The sequence below is a fragment of the Pseudoxanthomonas sp. SE1 genome (assembly GCF_029542205.1).
GTDB lineage: Bacteria > Pseudomonadota > Gammaproteobacteria > Xanthomonadales > Xanthomonadaceae > Pseudoxanthomonas_A.
Genome location: NZ_CP113783.1, coordinates 3,378,312 through 3,393,566 on the forward strand (window position 1 = coordinate 3,378,312; position 15,255 = coordinate 3,393,566).

The window sequence follows — 15,255 nt, forward strand, 5'->3', positions numbered from 1 at the left end:
CCGCTACTCGATGCGCTGCTGCGTTCACTCGTTTCTCACTCCTCTTCACTCGTTTCTCGCTCTCAGCCGTAAACCGGGTACTTCCGGCACTGCGCAGTGACGCTGTCGCGCACCTTGGCCAGCACGGCCTCGTCGCCCGGCGCATCCAGCACGTCGCAGATCCAGTTGGCCAGGTCGATGCAGTCCTGCTCGCCGTAGCCGCGCGTGGTCACCGCCGGCGTGCCGATGCGCAGGCCCGAGGTCACGAAGGGCTTGCGCGGGTCGTTCGGCACGGAGTTCTTGTTGACGGTGATGTGCGCCTTGCCCAGCGCCTCTTCCGCATCCTTGCCGCTGACGTCCTTGCCGATCATGTCGACCAGCATCAGGTGGTTCTCGGTGCCGCCGGACACGATCTTGTAGCCGCGCGCGATGATCGTCTTCGCCATCGCCTGCGCGTTCTTCACCACCTGCGCCTGGTAGCTTTTGAACTCCGGCTCCAGCGCTTCCTTGAAAGCCACGGCCTTGGCCGCGATGACGTGCATCAGCGGACCACCCTGGATGCCCGGGAAGACGATGCTCTGCAGCTTCTTCTCGATCTCTTCGCCGGCACCCTTCGCGAGGATGATGCCGCCGCGCGGACCGCGCAGCGTCTTGTGGGTGGTCGAGGTGACCACGTGGGCATGCGGCAGCGGGTTCGGGTAGACGCCGGCGGCAACCAGCCCCGCCACGTGCGCCATGTCGACGAACAGGTAGGCGCCGACCTTGTCGGCGATGGCGCGGAAGCGTGCCCAGTCGACGACCTGCGAGTAGGCCGAGAAGCCGGCCACGACCATCTTCGGCTTGTGCTCCAGCGCCAGCTTCTCGACTTCGTCGTAATCGATCAGGCCCTGATCGTTCACCCCGTACTGGATGGCGTTGAACAGCTTGCCCGACGCGTTGACTTTGGCGCCGTGGGTCAGGTGGCCGCCGTGGGCCAGGCTCATGCCCAGGATGGTGTCGCCGGGGTTCAGCAGCGCGAAATACACGGCCTGGTTGGCCTGCGAGCCGGAGTGCGGCTGCACGTTGGCGTAGTCGGCGCCGAACAGCTGCTTCACGCGGTCGATCGCCAGCTGCTCGGCGATGTCCACGTACTCGCAACCACCGTAATAGCGCTTGTGCGGGTAGCCCTCTGCGTATTTGTTGGTCAGCACGCTGCCCTGGGCCTCCAGCACGCGGGGGCTGGCGTAGTTCTCGCTGGCGATCAGCTCGACGTGATCCTCCTGCCGGCGCGCCTCGTTGGCGATGGCCTGGGCCAGTTCGGGATCGTAGGTTTCGATGCGGGCGTCGCGCGGGAACATCGGGTCTCCGGGGCAGGTCGGGCGGGAGGCCCGATTGTAGCCCGCCGGGGACCCCTCGGACGAAGCCGTACCGGCCGCTGCCACCCGACCCCTGAAAGCGAAAAGCGCGCCGGAGCGCGCTTTTCGGGGCATCGGGCCTGCTGGCTCAGTGATGCAGCAGCAGGTCGGCGATGATGCCGGTGGCGATGGCGACCATCAGCAGGTTGCCGCGATCGTCACGCACCCAGTGGTAACCGCGGGGCGGACGACGCACGTGGTAGTGGCTGTAGTCATTCACCACGTAGACCGGGCCACGGTAGTGATCGCGGTAGCGCTGACCCCTCGCCCAACGGTGGTAGCTGGGGGCCGGGCGGTACACGACGCGCGGCGGCGCGTAGTACCGACGGTCGTCGTAACGGCGGCCATCATGGTAGCCGTGACGGTAGGCCTGACGCTGGTCGCGGCGGTCGTCACGCCATTCGCGACGGTCATCCCGGCGATCGTCACGGCGGTCGTCGCGACGGTCATAGTGGTGCGAACGGTCCCGGTCCCGACCGCGATCATTGTCGCGTGCAAGCACGGGGGCGGTGACGGCGAAGGCCAGGACGGCACAGGCCAGGCTCTGGAAAAGGCGCTTGGTGTTCATGGAAACCCCTCTGTGTGGCACGTGAGCCCATGATGCCTATCGCATCTGAACCGATTCCCGCTGGAAAACGGTTACGGCCGTGTCAAAGACAGGTTGAGGGAACGTATTCAGCCAGCGGTCGGTCGGGCCGGAACGGCTATAATCGGCGCATTCCCAATTTGCCTCCTCGTCCGCCGTCCCCGGCCGGGCGCCGGGGCCTGCGTACCGGAGCCTGCATGTCCTCGCAATACATCTACACCATGAACCGGGTCAGCAAGGTGGTCCCGCCCAAGCGGCAGATCATCAAGGACATCTCGCTGTCCTTCTATCCGGGCGCCAAGATCGGCCTGCTGGGCCTGAACGGCGCAGGCAAGTCCACCGTGCTGAAGATCATGGCGGGCGTGGACAAGGACTTCGAAGGCGAAGCCCGTCCGCAGCCCGGCATCAAGGTCGGCTACCTGGCGCAGGAGCCGGAGCTCAACCCGGAGCACACCGTCCGCCAGGCCGTCGAGGAAGGCGTGGGCGACGTGCTGCAGGCGCAGGCCGCCCTTGAAGCCGTGTACGCCGCCTACGCCGAAGAAGGCGCCGATTTCGACGCGCTGGCCAAGGAGCAGGAGCGTCTGGAGGCGATCCTCGCTGCCGGCGACGCGCACACGCTGGAAAACCAGCTGGACGTGGCCGCCGACGCGCTGCGCCTGCCGCCGTGGGATGCCATCGTCGGCAAGCTGTCCGGCGGCGAGAAGCGCCGCGTGGCGCTGTGCCGCCTGCTGCTGCAGAAGCCGGACATGCTGCTGCTCGACGAACCGACCAACCATCTGGACGCCGAATCCGTCGAATGGCTGGAACAGTTCCTCGCCCGCTACACCGGCACTGTCGTGGCCGTCACCCATGACCGCTACTTCCTCGACAACGCCGCCGAATGGATCCTGGAACTCGACCGTGGCCGCGGCATTCCGTGGAAAGGCAACTACACCGACTGGCTGGTGCAGAAGGACGAGCGCCTGAAGCAGGAAGACAACCAGGAAAAGGCCCGGCAGAAAGCGATCCAGAAGGAGCTGGAATGGTCGCGCCAGAACGCCAAGGGCGGCCGCTCGAAGGGCAAGGCCCGTCTGGCCCGCCTGGAAGAACTGCAGTCGGTCGACTACCAGCGTCGCAACGAAACCAACGAGATCTTCATCCCGCCGGGCGAGCGCCTGGGCAACAACGTCATCGAGTTCAAGAACGTCTCGAAGAAGTTCGGCGACCGCCTGCTGATCGACAACCTGAGCTTCCTGGTGCCGGGTGGCGCGATTGTCGGCATCATCGGTCCGAACGGCGCGGGCAAGTCGACGCTGTTCAAGATGATCACCGGCCAGGAAAAACCGGACTCCGGCACCATCACCACCGGCCCGACCGTGCAGCTGGCCTACGTGGACCAGAGCCGCGAGAAGCTGGAAGGCAACCACAACGTCTTCCAGGAGATTTCCGGCGGCCTGGACATCCTCAACATCAACGGCGTGGAGATCCAGTCGCGCGCGTACATCGGCCGCTTCAACTTCAAGGGCCAGGACCAGCAGAAGCTGGTCGGCTCGTTGTCGGGCGGTGAACGCGGCCGCCTGCACATGGCCAAGACGCTGCTGCAGGGCGGCAACGTGCTGCTGCTCGACGAACCGTCGAACGATCTGGACATCGAAACCCTGCGTGCGCTGGAAGATGCGCTGCTGGAGTTCCCCGGCAATACCTTCGTCATTTCGCATGACCGCTGGTTCCTGGACCGCATTGCCACGCACATCCTCGCGTTCGAGGGCGACTCGCACGTGGAGTTCTTCCAGGGCAACTACCGCGAGTACGAGGAAGACAAGAAGCGTCGCCTGGGCGAAGAAGGCGCCCGTCCGCACCGCTTGCGGTTCAAGGCGCTGAAGTGATGCGGTCGCGCGCAACGGTGCGCGCCCGTCATTGATCCTGCCCAACGAGAACGCCGGCCCAGTGCCGGCGTTCTCGTCTGTGGCCGGCTGCCGCGCGCCCGGTCTGCGCGTTCAACCCGCGGCCCCGCGTTGCAGCAGCGACACGACCGACGAGTCGACGAAGGTCTGGACGGTCAGGAATGCGGCTGCCACCCGCCATGCCGGATGGTTCAACGAACCGGCGCGATGAGAGGCCAGCCGGGGCGCCTCCGCTTCTGACGGAAGCGGGAACCGCCGCTACTGCGAAACAGGCGCTCATGCAGTCACTGATCGACCTGGACGTGGCCGCCCATGCAGACAGCAGGGCTGCAGCCACAGCCGATGCATTTGCTCACGTCACACACGGGTCCCCTGCCCGGGGCCGCAAGGTTTGGGCCAACGCTGGACACGCGTCCAAGACGAGACACCGCAATCGCCCCATCCGGGGGACAACACGCACCGCGACGGTGCAGATTAAAGCGTTCGCCGTGCGCGCCGATAGCGCCTCAACAACGGAACCGACTTCACGCTGCCGCAAGCACCTGCGTCGCGCCTGCCCTTCCCTTTCCCATTAGGAGCTCCATGAACGCACGCGCCGCCGCCCCCACCGACGACGCCGGCATCGACGACCACATACAGTCCGTATCGGGGCTGTCGGACGCGCTGCTGAAGCAACTGCGGCAATCGCTGCAGAAGATCGACGAGATCAACCGCATCACCCGCATCATCTCGATGAATGCACGCATCGAGGCGGTGCGCATCGGCACCGCAGGCCGCAGCTTCGGCGTGATCGCCGAAGAGATGGATACGCTGTCGCGCCGGGTCAGCGACACCGCCCAGGAGATCGACCGCATGGCGGCCCGCACGAGCACCGACCTGCGCGGGCGCCTGGACCAGTTGCAGACCGACGTGCGCCGTACCCGGCTGACCGACCTGGCGCTGGCCAACATCGACCTGATCGATCGCAACCTGTACGAGCGGAGTTGCGATGTGCGCTGGTGGGCCACCGATGCGGCGATCGTCGCTGCCGCACATGACCCGCAGCCGGCGGCGCTCGCGCATGCCAGCCAGCGGCTCGGCCAGATACTGGATTCCTACACGGTCTATTTCGACCTCGTGCTCACCGACCTGCAAGGCAACGTGCTGACGAATGGCCGTCCACGCCAGTACCCGTCAGCCGGTCATTCGGTGGCACAACAGGACTGGTTCCAATCGGCCATGGCCACGCGCAATGGCGAAGAGTTCGGCTTCCAGTCCATGCATGCGAGCACGCTCGCGGGCGGTGAGCGCGTGCTGGTCTACGCCTGCACGGTGCGCGAAGGCGGTCGCGTACAGGGACGTGTGCTGGGCGTGCTCGGCATCGTGTTCCGCTGGGATGCGCTGGCGCAGACCATCGTGGAACGGACGCCGTTGTCGGAAGCGGAATGGCGCCGCAGCCGGGTCTGCATCGTCGATGCGCAGGGCCGGTTGCTGGCCGATACGCAGGCCGGCGCGGATGCCCCGCGGCTCGATTTCCCTGGCCGTGCGCCCCTGTTCGCCCAGCCCCGCGGGGCGATCGACATCTCCATCGACGGCCGCACGCACTGCGTGGCACAGGCCGCCTCACCCGGCTATGAAACGTACCGCACGGGCTGGCATTGCGTGATCCTGCAGGGCGTGGACTGACGTCCGCGCAGCAGCAACTCAGTCCAGCCACACCTCGCCGTCGCGCACCTGCACGGCGACGGCACGCAGCGAATCGCCGCGGCAGGGCCCGGCGACGCAATCACCGCGCGCGAGTTCGAACGAAGCCCCATGGGCGGCACAGACAAGGTGGCCGTCCTTGCTCTTGAGGAATTGACCAGGCGCCCAGTCCAGCCGCCTGCCTGCGTGGGGACAGACATTGAGCCAGGCACGCACCTCGTCGCCATCGCGATGCAGGATCAACGACTCGGCATCGTCGCCGATCATGGCTTCTACCTCGGCGAAACCGCCATTGGCGATGTCATTCAGTGCGCTCAGTCGCATGTCGCTTAACGAAGTCCTCACACGGTCATGAAACGGTCATCCGATACTGCGCGTACCGGCTCCGGCCGCATTCTGTCACGACGCAACGCCATGTACGCACGCCATTTCCAGTTCAACGCCTTCCGCCATGTGTTCGCCCCGCGCAAGCCGCGCCATCCGCTGCTGCGGGTCGGCCTGGGTCTGCTGGGCGTGCTGCTGCTCGGGGTGCTGGTGTTCTTCAGCGTGTTCGTCGGTGCCGCGATGATCGCCGGCGGCCTGGCATACAAACTCCTGCGCCAGCGCGGCAAGCCCAACGCCCGCGATGCACGGGTTGTGGATGCGGAGTATCGCGTGGTCCGCAAGCCGGTATTGCCCCTCTCGCACTGAGTGCCTTGGCGGGGCGCCCGCGTTCCCGCCTAAACTCTGCGGCCACCTCCCACGGGTCGCCGACATGACCGACATCATCCCTGCCCCGCCCGTACCTCGCGTTCCGGTACGCGGTGGCGGCACGTTCCCGGTGCGCCGCATCTTCTGCGTGGGTCGCAACTTCGCCGACCACGCGCGCGAGATGGGCGCGACCGCACCCGCTTCGAAGGCCGAGCGCGGTAGCCCCGTGTTCTTCCACAAACCGGGCGACGCGATCGTCACCGGGAATGCGGATATCCCCTACCCGCCGGGCACGCGCGATCTGCACCACGAAGTGGAACTGGTCGTCGCACTGGGCGCCGATGCGGCGCCCGGTCCACTCGCTCCCGAGGCCGCCAAGGCGCTGGTGATCGCCTATGGCGTCGGCCTGGACCTGACGCGCCGCGACCTGCAAGGCGCGGCCAAGGCCAAGGGCCTGCCCTGGGACACCGGCAAGGGATTCGATCACTCCGCCCCGGTCAGTGAGCTGGTCCACGCGGCGGATGTCGGAGGGCTGGAAGATCGCACGCTCACGCTGCAGGTCAACGGCGAAGTGCGCCAGCACGGCGCGCTGCACGACCTCATCTGGGACGTGCCCGACATCCTGCACGAATTGTCCACGCTCTACGCCCTGAAAGCCGGCGACCTGGTCTTCATGGGCACCCCGGCCGGTGTGGCCGCGCTGGTCCCCGGCGATGCGTTCGTTGCCACACTCGATGGCGTGGTGGAGCTGCGCGGCCGCGTTACCGGCTGATCGGCGGCGCGTGCGATATAGTCGGCGCCGATGGCGTGTCGGCGCCGACTGACGAGGACATGGGATGGGCATGATCAGCGAGTTCAAGGAATTCGTGTCGCGCGGCAACGTGGTCGACCTGGCCGTGGGCGTCGTCATCGGCGCGGCCTTCGGCAAGATCGTCAGCAGCTTGGTCGACGGCATCGTCATGCCGCTGGTCGGCCTGATGATGGGAGGCGTGAAGTTCAGCGACCTGGCGGTGACGCTGCGCGCTGCCGAAGTGGATGCGGCGGGCAAGGAGATCGTGCCGGCGCTGCTGTTGAAGTACGGCGCTTTCCTGCAGACGGCGATCGACTTCCTGATCATCGCCTTCGTGATCTTCCTGTTCCTGAAGGCCTACAACCGCGTCCGCGCACCGGCACCGGAAGCCGCCACGCCTGAAGACATCGTGCTGCTGCGCGAGATCCGCGACGCGCTGAAGAAATAGCGGCACACAGCTTTCCCGAACCGCAACATCGGCAAAGCGATCAGGGAGCCGCGGGCTGTTAAGCTCGCGGCTTCGTCTTTTCCGGGACACCCCATGCACCTCGTTCCGTCGTTGCTGGCCCTCGCCCTTGCCATTCCCTCCGTTGCCTTCGCGCGCGAGACGCGCATTCCCGAGTCCTCGCTCGCCACCGCCGCATCGCTGCGCGAACAGGCATTGGCCGACGATACGGGCTGGAAGGTCGTCGAATCGCTGACCACCGAGATCGGCCCGCGCCTGGCCGGCAGCGACGCGGATGCGAAAGCGGTCGCATGGGCGGAGACGAAGTTCAAGGCATTGGGTTTCGACAAGGTGTGGCTCGAACCGGTGACGTTCCCGAAGTGGGTGCGCCGCAGCGAAAGCGCGGCGGTACTCGGGGCGCACGCACAGCCACTGACGATCACCGCCCTGGGCGGAAGCCCGGCAGGCAAGGTGGAAGCGGAGATCGTCCGTTTCGCCGATCTCGCCGCGCTGGAGGCGGCGCCGGACGGTTCGCTGGCCGGCAAGATCGCCTTCGTCGATTATCCGATGAAGGCTGCGCGCGATGGCAGCGACTACCGCAACGGTGGCGCGATCCGTTCGAAGGGACCGTCGGCGGCGATCCGCAAGGGCGCCATCGCCTTTCTGATGCGCTCAGCCGGCACCGATAACCACCGCGTCGCGCATACCGGGATCACGCGCTTCGACGAAGGACTGACGCCGGTTCCATCGGCGTCGTTGACCATTCCCGATGCCGACCAGCTGGCGCGCCTGCTGCAGCGCGGCCCGGTACGCGTGTCGCTCGCGCTGGATTGCGGCTGGGACGGCGAGTACACCTCGCACAATGTCATTGGGGAGATCACCGGGCGCAGCCTGCCGAAGGAAGTCGTGGTGATCGGCGGCCATCTGGATTCGTGGGACCTGGGCACCGGCGCGATCGACGATGGCGCCGGCATCGGCATCACCATGGCCGCCGGCCATCTGATCGGCCAGCTGAAGCAGGCGCCGAAGCGCACCATCCGCGTGATCGCGTTCGCCAACGAGGAACAGGGTCTCTACGGTGGCAAGGCGTATGCGGAGAAGCACCTGGGCGACATCACGCGCCACCAGATCGCCGCCGAAAGCGACTTCGGCGCGGGCCGCATCTACGCCTTCAATACCGGCGCGCCGGAACACGCGCGCAAGGCCACCGAACAGATCGCACAGGCGCTGGCGCCGCTGGGCATCGAGTACGCGCCCGGCAAGGGCAGCGCGGGCCCGGACATCAGTCCATTCGCCGCGAAGGGCATGGCGTGGGCATGGCTGGCGCAGGATGGCAGCGACTACTTCGACCTGCACCACAACGCCGACGACACACTGGACAAGATCGACCCGGCCGCGCTGGCGCAGAACGTGGCGGCGTACACGGTGTTCGCATACCTGGCGGCAGAAGCCGAGGGCGACTTCGGCAGCCGCCTGAAGGAATAGAGTCAGTTGTGGGAGCGACGTGAGTCGCGACGGGTCATCGGTGCCGCCACATGGCTCAGCCGCTTCTATCGCCCATCATCGGCCGGCACAGATGCCGGCGCCGATCTTCGCGACTCACGTCGCTCCCACACCTGATTGCGGCGCCTCGCTCCACCATTTCAGCCGTTGCGCTGCTTCCACTGCGCCAGGAACACCGCGGTCGCGGCAGCGACGTTGAGGCTTTCGACAGCACCCGTGCCGGGAATCGACAGGCGCATATCGCAGGCATCGGCCAGGCGTGCATCCATGCCCTCGCCCTCCGCCCCCATCACGTACACCAGTCGCGGCGGCAGCTTCGCCGCGAACAGGTCATCGCCGCCGCGCACGACCGTGGCGGCCAGCGAAAAGCCCGCGTTGCGCAGCTGGGCGGCCGCATTGTCAGCCTGCCCCATGCGCACCAGCGGCACCCGTTCGGCACCGCCTTCGGCCACGCGCGCCGCCGCGCCGGACAACGCCAGCGTGGACTCGCGAGGTAGCAGGATGCCCGCCACGCCGAAATGCGCGGCCGAGCGCAGGATCGCACCGAAGTTGTGCGGATTGCCCACGCCGTCCAGCCATAGCGCCGCGACGGGCCTGCCGTCCGGCAGCGCGCGCAGCCAGTCGGACATCGGCACCGGCTCGACCTTCAACACGTCGGCCACCACGCCCTCGTGGTGCGTGCTGGCGGCCAGGCGGTCCAGGTCGCCCTCTTCCACCACCCGATAGCCGACGCGCTGCTTGACGCACCACGCCAGCAACGGCTTCAACGCCGGGATGCGCGACTCGGTCAGGTAGACCTTGCGGATGGCCTCGGGACGGCGTGCGAACACCGCGTGCACGGCGTTGAGGCCATACAGTCGCAACTCACTGCGGGCCGCGCCCGTGACGCGCTCGTCCCGCGACGCCTGCTCGCGCACGGGACGCTCGTCCTGCGTGCGCTGCGGTCGCCGCCGATCCGGTGCACCGGGCGGACGCGGCGGACGCGGCGGACGGTTGTTCCAGGGATTGCTCACGTCAGGCCTGCTTCTTCCAGAAGTGCGCGTTGCGGATGCCCAGCGCGTCCGGATCGAAGGTCGGGTCCAGCCCCAGCTTTTTCTGCCGCTCGTAGTCGCGCAACGCGATCAGCGCCGGCTTCTGCAGGATCAGGATGGCGATGACGTTCAGCCACGCCATCAGGCCCACGCCGATGTCGCCCAGCGTCCACGCCATCGCGGCATTGTGGTACGCGCCGAACACCACCATGCCCACGATGCCCAGGCGCAGCAGCAGTGTCGCCAGCGGATGCGTTTTCTTCACGCCGGCCAGGTAGGTCAGGTTGGTTTCGGCCATGTAGTAGTAGGCCATGATGGTGGTGAAGGCGAAGAAGAACAGCGCCAGCGCCACGAAGCCCGCACCCCAGCCCGGCAGCACCGATTCCACCGCCGCCTGGGTGAACTGCGCGCCCTCGGAGGGCTGGAGGCCGGGAACGCCGGACACGATGGCGACTAGCGTGTCCTTTCCGTTCTCGGTGACCGTCCTGAAGGTGTTGTACATGCCCGTGGACAGCAGCAGGAACGCCGTCGACGTGCACACCAGCATGGTGTCGAAGTAGATCGCGAATGCCTGCACGTAGCCCTGCTTGGCCGGATGCGAGACCTCGGCGGCGGCGGCGGCGTGCGGGCCGGTGCCCTGGCCGGCCTCGTTGGCGTAGATGCCACGCTTCACACCCCAGGCGATGGCCTGGCCGATGATCGCGCCGAACGCGGCGTGCGCGCCGAACGCGCTGGAGAAGATGTCGGCGAACATCGCCGGCACCTTGCCGGCATTGACGATCATGACCGTCACCGCCATCAGGATGAACGCCAGCGCCATGAACGGCACCACGATCTCGGCGAACGTGGCGATGCGCTTGATGCCGCCGAAAATGATAAGCGCCAGCACCGCCGCCACGCCCAGGCCGATCCACAGCTTCAGGGCACCGACGCCGCCTACCGCTTCACAACCGGCGGCGCCGCACAGCACGTTGCTGGCGCTGTCGGCGATGGCGTTCGCCTGTACACCGGGCAGCAGCAGGCCGGTGGCGATGACCGTGGCCACGGCGAAGGTCACTGCGTACCACTTCAGGCCCATCGCCTTCTCGATGTAGTAGGCGGGACCGCCGCGGTAACGGCCCTCGGCGTCCTTTTCCTTGTAGATCTGGGCCAGCGTGCACTCGATGTACGAGGTCGACGCACCCAGAAAGCCCATCACCCACATCCAGAACACCGCACCCGGTCCACCATAGGCGATCGCGGTGGCGACGCCGGCGATGTTGCCGATGCCCATGCGGCCGGCCATCGAGATGGCCAGGGCCTGGAACGAGGACACGCCGGCATCCGACTTCTGCCCGGTGACGGTCAGCCGGCACATCTCGGCAAAACCGCGCACCTGCATGACGCGGGTGCGGACGGTGAACCACAGGCCGGCACCCAGGCACAGCGCGATCAGCGCGTTGCTCCAGATGATGCCGTTCAACCAGGCAAAAAAGGCTTCCACGGGGATGAGTCTCCGGTCGTTGGTGCGGGGTACGGGAAAGCGGCGGCCGAACGCTGCCAGGTCCCTGAAAGATACCCGTAACCTGCGCCGCTGCGCAGTCCCGGTGTGGATTCAGGGCCAGATGCGGCCAAAAAGCCGGAGGTCGTGCAGGCCGTCGGGCTTGCGCACGGCTGCCCGGCGCACGCCTTCCTGCTGGAACCCGTTCTTCTCCAGCACGCGTGCCGAGGCGGGATTGACGTCCAGTACGTTGGCCTCGACCCGGCGCAGTTCCAGCGCTGGCACCACCCAGTCCAGGTAGACCGCGACCACGTGGGTCATGTATCCCTGCCCCCAATGGCGGCGCCCCAGCCAGTAGCCCAGTTCGGCGCCGTGCGCCTTCTCGCCCAGCCGCGGACGCACCGCAATGCCGCCGCAGGCCTCGCCGCCGATCTCGATGGCGAGCACGGGATGGTCGAGATCGACCACGCGGCCGGCAAGGAAGGCTTCGCCATCCGCGCGTGTATAAGGATGCGGGAAGCGGTCGCTCAACCCGCGCGGCACCAGCGGGTCATCCGCATGAAGCACCAGCGCGTCCAGGTCATCGTGCCGCCATGCCCGCAGCGCGAATCCCCCGCCCTCCAGACAGACGCCGGCGAACGGACGTCCGCCGGACTCAGCCATGGCCGCCCACGGAGGGGGTTTCCGCTTCCAGCTTGCTGAGCTCGTGCGCGACGGCTTCGGGCGAGCGCGTGTAGGGCGCCAGCAGTGCGTAGAACGCGGGAACCACGTACAGCGACAGCAGCGTGGAGAAGGTCACGCCGAAGATCACCACGATGCCGATGGTCGCCCGGCTGGCCGAACCCGGGCCACCGGAGAGCACCAGCGGCACCGCGCCCATCACCGTGGCCACCGACGTCATCAGGATGGGGCGCAGGCGCACGCGCGCCGATTCGGCGATGGCGCGTGCCACGTTCGCACCGTCGTCGCGCAGCTGGTTGGCGAATTCGACGATCAGGATGCCGTTCTTCGCCGCCAGGCCGATCAGCATCACGATGCCGATCTGGCTGAAGAGGTTCAGCGTGCCGCCGGTGACCCAGAGACCGATCAGCGCGCCGAGCACCGCCAGCGGCACGGTCAGCATGATGACCAGCGGATGGATGAAGCTCTCGAACTGCGCCGCCAGCACCAGATACACGATCAGCAGCGCCAGGGTGAAAGTCAGCAGGATGGCGCCACCGGCTTCCTGGTACTCGCGCGACTCGCCCTTCCAGTCGATCTGCGCGTAATCCGGCAGTTCCTCCTCCACGACCTGGCGCGTCCATTCGAGCGCCTCGCCCATGCTGTACCCGGGCGCCAGACCGGCGCTGATGGTGATCGCGCGCAGGCGGTTGAACCGGTTGAGGCTGCCAGGTTCGGCGATCTCGCTCAGCGTCACCAGGTTGGACAGCGGGATCAGCGCGCCATTGCCGCCGCGCACGTAGGTGTTCGCCAGGTCCTCGGGATTGGCGCGACGCTCGCGGCCGGCCTGCAGCATGACGTCGTATTCCTCGCCACTGTCCACGTAGGTGGTCACCTGGCGCGACCCCATCATCGTTTCCAGTGTGCGGCCGATCTCCTGCACCGACACGCCGAGGTCGGCGGCGCGGTCGCGGTCGATGTTCACGCGCATCTGCGGGCGCGTTTCCTTGTAGTCCGAATCCGGATCCTGGATGCCCGGGTTGGATTCCAGCCGCTGCAGGATGCGGTCGCGCCATTGCGCCAGCTCGGCGTAGTCCGGGCCACCCAGCACCAGTTGGTAGCGCTGGCCGCGACTGCCGACCAGGCCGCCGGGCACGTTGGCGCGCGCCTGTACGCCGGGCAGCTTGGACAACTCGCCGCGCAGCTGCGCCACCACGTCGTCCGTGGCCACATCGCGCTCGTGCCAGTCGTGCAGGAACACGATCACCTGGCCGGTGTGCATTTCCTCGCTGCCGCCAAAACCGCGCGGCGTGCGCGAGTTGGCGCGGTCGACGGGCTTGTCCCCGCCCACCTGCGCCATGACGATCTTCTCGACCTGCTGCATTTGGCCGACCATGTAGTCGAAGCCGGCACCCTCCGGGCCATCGACCATCACGAAGAAGCGCCCGCGGTCCTCGGCCGGCGCCAGTTCGCTGGGAACGCGCAGGCCAAGCGCGACGATGGCGATGCCGCAGACCGCCATCGCCACGAGCACCATGGCGAGGATGCGTTTGCCCGGCAGGGCGACAAGCCGTTCGACGTGCCGCGCGTAACCGTCGCTGACACGGGTGAGCGTGCGGTTGGTCCACGCATTGAGCCCACGCGGCTCGGTATGTGGCCGCACCAGCTTGGACGACATCATCGGCGTGAGCGTCAGCGCGACGAAGGCCGAGATGGCGACCGCCGCCGCGAGGGCGACGGAAAGCTCGCGGAACAGGCGCCCGGTGTTGCCCTCCATGAAGCCCACGGGCAGGAACACCGCCACCAGCACCGCCGTGGTGGCCATCACCGCGAATGCCACCTGCGAGGTGCCGCGCCGTGCCGCCACCAGCGGCGGCTCGCCCAGGTCCGCGCGGCGCTGCACGTTCTCCAGCACCACGATGGCATCGTCCACCACCAGGCCGATGCAGAGCACCAGCGCCAGCAGCGTGAGCAGGTTGATCGAAAAGCCGAAGGCGTACAGCGCGATGAAGGCGGCGATCAGGCACACCGGCACCGTCACGGCCGGGATCAGCGCCGCGCGCAGGCTGCCCAGGAACAGCCAGATGACCAGGAACACCAGCACCATCGCCTCACCCAGCGTCCAGTACACGCGCTCGATGGAGGCTTCGATGAAGGTGGTGCTGTCGTAGGCGATGAAGATCTCGGTGCCTTCGGGCAGGGTCTGCTGGATGACCTCCGCTTCGGCGCGCGCCGCGCGGGCCACGTCCAGCGCGTTCGCGGTGGAGGTGCGCACGATGCCCAGGCCGACGTTCGGCACGGCATTGCTGCGCAGGTAGGAACGGCGCTCCTCGGCGCCCAGTTCCACTTGCGCCACGTCGCCCAGCCGCACCACGTAACCGTCTTCGCCCTTGCGCAACGGCAACTGCGAGAACTGTTCCGGCCGCTGGTAGCCGCGCTCCACGCGCAGGGTGAAGTCGCGGGTGGCGGATTCGATGCGACCCGCCGGCAGTTCGACGTTCTGCGCCCGCAGTGCGGCCTCGACATCGCTGGTGGTCACGCCACGCGCGGCCATCGCCTCGCGGTCCAGCCAGATGCGCATGGCGTAGCGCTGGCCGCCACCCAGTTGCACGCGCGCCACGCCGTCCAGCGAGGACAGCCGGTCCAGCACGTAGCGATCGGCGTAGTCGGTCAGCTCCATCGTGTCCATCACGGTGGAGCGCATGTTCAACCAGATGATGACGTCGGCGTCGGCCTCGACCTTGGAGATCTCCGGCGGATCGGCCTCGTCGGGCATGCGGTCCATCACCCGGCTGACGCGGTCGCGCACGTCGTTGGCGGCGGCCTCAATGTCGCGGCTGAGGTTGAATTCGATGGTCACGTCGGAGCGGCCGTTGCGGCTGCTGGACTGGATGGTCTTGATGCCCTCGATGCCCGACAGGCCGTCCTCGAGAATCTGGGTGACGCGCGTCTCCACGACGGCAGCCGATGCGCCCGGATAGTTCACTTCCACCGACACGATGGGCGGGTCGATGTTGGGCAGTTCGCGCAGGGTCAGGCGCAGGAACGACATCACGCCCAGCACCACCAGCAGCAGGCTGACCACCACCGCGAAGACGGGGCGCTTGATCGACAGGTCGGAAAGTTTCATG

The 15,255-nt window shown here is 67.3% G+C and carries 13 protein-coding genes; 6 read left to right on the top strand and 7 right to left on the bottom strand.

Translation table 11 applies throughout. The features are described from left to right. Positions 1 to 62: 62 nt before the first annotated feature. The gene (gene glyA, locus OY559_RS15975; RefSeq protein WP_277727234.1) at positions 63 to 1,316 is read right to left on the bottom strand and encodes a serine hydroxymethyltransferase; all 1,254 of its coding nucleotides are present in this window, start codon (positions 1,314 to 1,316) and stop codon (positions 63 to 65) included. Between the two features lie 145 nt (positions 1,317 to 1,461). Next, positions 1,462 to 1,941 (bottom strand): RcnB family protein, encoded by a 480-nt coding sequence (locus OY559_RS15980; RefSeq protein ID WP_277727236.1) that lies wholly within the window; start codon positions 1,939 to 1,941, stop codon positions 1,462 to 1,464. Positions 1,942 to 2,156: 215 nt separating this feature from the next. On the opposite strand from OY559_RS15980, the gene ettA reads away from it, so the two are divergent. Beyond that, complete coding sequence (gene ettA, locus OY559_RS15985) at positions 2,157 to 3,824, top strand: energy-dependent translational throttle protein EttA (protein ID WP_055940213.1); 1,668 nt, start codon at positions 2,157 to 2,159, stop codon at positions 3,822 to 3,824. Positions 3,825 to 4,424: 600 nt separating this feature from the next. Further along, positions 4,425 to 5,507, top strand: coding sequence for a methyl-accepting chemotaxis protein (locus OY559_RS15990; protein WP_277727237.1), 1,083 nt, complete (start codon positions 4,425 to 4,427; stop codon positions 5,505 to 5,507). 18 nt (positions 5,508 to 5,525) lie between these two features. On the opposite strand, the gene OY559_RS15995 is transcribed toward OY559_RS15990, so the two are convergent. Next, positions 5,526 to 5,849 carry a Rieske (2Fe-2S) protein gene (locus tag OY559_RS15995; protein WP_277727238.1) on the bottom strand — a complete coding sequence of 108 codons (324 nt, stop codon included), beginning with the start codon at positions 5,847 to 5,849 and terminating at the stop codon, positions 5,526 to 5,528. A gap of 90 nt (positions 5,850 to 5,939) precedes the next feature. On the opposite strand from OY559_RS15995, the gene OY559_RS16000 reads away from it, so the two are divergent. From OY559_RS16000 to OY559_RS16015, 4 genes are all read left to right on the top strand, one after another. Further along, positions 5,940 to 6,215, top strand: a complete 276-nt coding sequence (locus OY559_RS16000; RefSeq protein ID WP_142125913.1) for a hypothetical protein — start codon at positions 5,940 to 5,942, stop codon at positions 6,213 to 6,215. Positions 6,216 to 6,279: 64 nt separating this feature from the next. Beyond that, positions 6,280 to 6,987: a fumarylacetoacetate hydrolase family protein gene (locus tag OY559_RS16005; RefSeq protein WP_277727239.1), complete on the top strand. Its 708-nt coding sequence runs from the start codon at positions 6,280 to 6,282 to the stop codon at positions 6,985 to 6,987. Positions 6,988 to 7,051: 64 nt separating this feature from the next. After that, a complete protein-coding gene (gene mscL / locus OY559_RS16010; RefSeq protein WP_277727240.1) occupies positions 7,052 to 7,453 on the top strand; it encodes a large-conductance mechanosensitive channel protein MscL in 402 nt (133 codons plus the stop codon). Positions 7,454 to 7,546: 93 nt separating this feature from the next. Continuing rightward, positions 7,547 to 8,935: a M28 family peptidase gene (locus tag OY559_RS16015; protein WP_277727241.1), complete on the top strand. Its 1,389-nt coding sequence runs from the start codon at positions 7,547 to 7,549 to the stop codon at positions 8,933 to 8,935. Positions 8,936 to 9,093: 158 nt separating this feature from the next. On the opposite strand, the gene OY559_RS16020 is transcribed toward OY559_RS16015, so the two are convergent. The 4 genes from OY559_RS16020 to OY559_RS16035 all read right to left on the bottom strand — a co-directional run bounded on the left by OY559_RS16020 (position 9,094) and on the right by OY559_RS16035 (position 15,254). Further along, a complete protein-coding gene (locus OY559_RS16020) occupies positions 9,094 to 9,870 on the bottom strand; it encodes a TrmH family RNA methyltransferase (RefSeq protein ID WP_277730030.1) in 777 nt (258 codons plus the stop codon). A 97-nt stretch (positions 9,871 to 9,967) separates the two neighbouring features. Next, a complete protein-coding gene (locus OY559_RS16025; RefSeq protein ID WP_277727242.1) occupies positions 9,968 to 11,467 on the bottom strand; it encodes an alanine/glycine:cation symporter family protein in 1,500 nt (499 codons plus the stop codon). Positions 11,468 to 11,578: 111 nt separating this feature from the next. Then, on the bottom strand, positions 11,579 to 12,127 hold the full coding sequence (locus OY559_RS16030) for a GNAT family N-acetyltransferase (RefSeq protein ID WP_277727243.1): 549 nt from the start codon (positions 12,125 to 12,127) through the stop codon (positions 11,579 to 11,581). Beyond that, on the bottom strand, positions 12,120 to 15,254 hold the full coding sequence (locus OY559_RS16035) for an efflux RND transporter permease subunit (protein WP_277727244.1): 3,135 nt from the start codon (positions 15,252 to 15,254) through the stop codon (positions 12,120 to 12,122). Before OY559_RS16035 ends, OY559_RS16030 begins: the two co-directional genes overlap by 8 nt. Position 15,255: the final 1 nt, after the last annotated feature.

Coding starts and splice junctions, on each gene's coding strand:
- glyA (WP_277727234.1), bottom strand. CDS start 1,316: ATGTTCCCGCGCGACGCCCGCATCGAAACCTACGATCCCGAACTGGCC.
- OY559_RS15980 (WP_277727236.1), bottom strand. CDS start 1,941: ATGAACACCAAGCGCCTTTTCCAGAGCCTGGCCTGTGCCGTCCTGGCC.
- ettA (WP_055940213.1), top strand. CDS start 2,157: ATGTCCTCGCAATACATCTACACCATGAACCGGGTCAGCAAGGTGGTC.
- OY559_RS15990 (WP_277727237.1), top strand. CDS start 4,425: ATGAACGCACGCGCCGCCGCCCCCACCGACGACGCCGGCATCGACGAC.
- OY559_RS15995 (WP_277727238.1), bottom strand. CDS start 5,849: ATGCGACTGAGCGCACTGAATGACATCGCCAATGGCGGTTTCGCCGAG.
- OY559_RS16000 (WP_142125913.1), top strand. CDS start 5,940: ATGTACGCACGCCATTTCCAGTTCAACGCCTTCCGCCATGTGTTCGCC.
- OY559_RS16005 (WP_277727239.1), top strand. CDS start 6,280: ATGACCGACATCATCCCTGCCCCGCCCGTACCTCGCGTTCCGGTACGC.
- mscL (WP_277727240.1), top strand. CDS start 7,052: ATGGGCATGATCAGCGAGTTCAAGGAATTCGTGTCGCGCGGCAACGTG.
- OY559_RS16015 (WP_277727241.1), top strand. CDS start 7,547: ATGCACCTCGTTCCGTCGTTGCTGGCCCTCGCCCTTGCCATTCCCTCC.
- OY559_RS16030 (WP_277727243.1), bottom strand. CDS start 12,127: ATGGCTGAGTCCGGCGGACGTCCGTTCGCCGGCGTCTGTCTGGAGGGC.
- OY559_RS16035 (WP_277727244.1), bottom strand. CDS start 15,254: ATGAAACTTTCCGACCTGTCGATCAAGCGCCCCGTCTTCGCGGTGGTG.